The following is a 1,223-nucleotide window of genomic DNA, read 5'->3' on the forward strand; positions in this document are numbered from 1 at the left end:
CGAATTGTTCCCGTCGGGCTTGACCTTGCTTGACAAGGGGCATCTCGGCGAGCTTGGCACCAGCCATCTCGTGGCGCGGCAGGAATTGCGCGCGCTGGTCAAGGCGCTCGCCCTGCCCGGCTATGCCCGCGAACAGGCGGAGCTGGCGCTCGCCTGATGCTGCTGCGGATCGCCCTGCTGCTGGCCATTGGTTGCGTGTTGTTCCGCTGGGCATTCGGGCAGTGGCCGTGGCAAGGCCTGGGGCAGGCTGGCGGTGCCGCGCGACGGCAGGCGCTGGGCAAGGCGCGCGCCTTGCTCGGCGTGCCCGCCGCAGCCAGCCGCGAGGAGATCATTGCCGCGCACCGCAGGCTTGCAGCGCTGGTGCATCCCGATCGCGGCGGGAGCAGCGATGCCCTGCGCGAAGCCAATGCCGCACGCGATCTGTTGCTGGGTGCGCTGCCGCCAGCCGGTGAGGGCGCGCAAGGGGAGCCCTAGGCCGCATCACAGCCTTGACACATTGCGCTACCAACCTCAGGCCCAAGCTCACAACCACAAGAAGGCCCAACCCTCATGCAGCATACCTTCGATCCYWCGATCCWGCGCGTGTTCGAGCATAGGGGATGACACCCGCCCATCATAGCCGACCGCCACTGTCTTGCCCCCGGCGCGGGCCAGCAGTGTGCCGAAAGCCCGCCCGATCGCACGGGCATCCTCGGCGCCCAAAGTGTCGCCGATTACACCGCGAATGTCATATTCGCGCAGGATCGTGGGATCGAAGGTATGCTGCATGAGGGTTGGGCCTTCTTGTGGTTGTGAGCTTGGGCCTGAGGTCGAAAGCGTGAAGGACATGGATGTCATTGTCCGCGCTGCCAGGAAAAGCGCGACGATCCCGAGCTATGGCGGGCTGCGCATGCCGCTCACCACCCATCTTTCGCAGCGCGTACAGGCGATGCTGGCCGATCGCGCGGGATGGGGGCGCTTCCCCGATGATGTGCGCGAATGGCTGGAGATGCAGGATTACCGCTCGCGCCTGCCCGCGCCCGGCGAATTGCTGGTCGATAGCTTCCCGCTTGGCGGCAAGCATTACCCCGCCTATTACACTTTCGAAGGCTGGAACGCGAACCAGAGCCTCGGGATGCTGATCACCCGGCGGATGGAAGAGCGCGGGCTGATGCCAGCGGGCTTTGTTGCCAATGATTATTGCCTCGCCGTATGGGGGCTCAAGCCGGTGCGCGATCCCGCGC

2 protein-coding genes and 2 pseudogenes are annotated in these 1,223 nt (G+C 66.0%); 3 read left to right on the forward strand and 1 reads right to left on the reverse strand.

The window, feature by feature from the left end:
• Both SOQ14_RS14265 and SOQ14_RS14270 read left to right on the forward strand, forming a co-directional pair.
• The coding region (locus SOQ14_RS14265; protein ID WP_322898785.1) for a division plane positioning ATPase MipZ at window positions 1-157 on the forward strand (157 nt) is incomplete at its 5' end.
• A complete protein-coding gene (locus SOQ14_RS14270; RefSeq protein ID WP_322897338.1) occupies window positions 157-474 on the forward strand; it encodes a J domain-containing protein in 318 nt (105 codons plus the stop codon). The genes SOQ14_RS14265 and SOQ14_RS14270, both read left to right, overlap by 1 nt.
• Before the next feature lie 69 nt (window positions 475-543).
• On the opposite strand, the pseudogene SOQ14_RS14275 reads toward SOQ14_RS14270, so the two are convergent.
• A pseudogene (locus SOQ14_RS14275) lies at window positions 544-768 on the reverse strand (phosphomannomutase); the annotation flags it as partial.
• Between the two features lie 37 nt (window positions 769-805).
• Between SOQ14_RS14275 and SOQ14_RS14280 the strand changes: the two are divergent.
• Window positions 806-1,223, forward strand: a pseudogene (locus SOQ14_RS14280) (DNA ligase-associated DEXH box helicase); the annotation flags it as partial.

The organism is Erythrobacter epiphyticus (assembly GCF_034653295.1).
Classification (GTDB): domain Bacteria; phylum Pseudomonadota; class Alphaproteobacteria; order Sphingomonadales; family Sphingomonadaceae; genus Erythrobacter.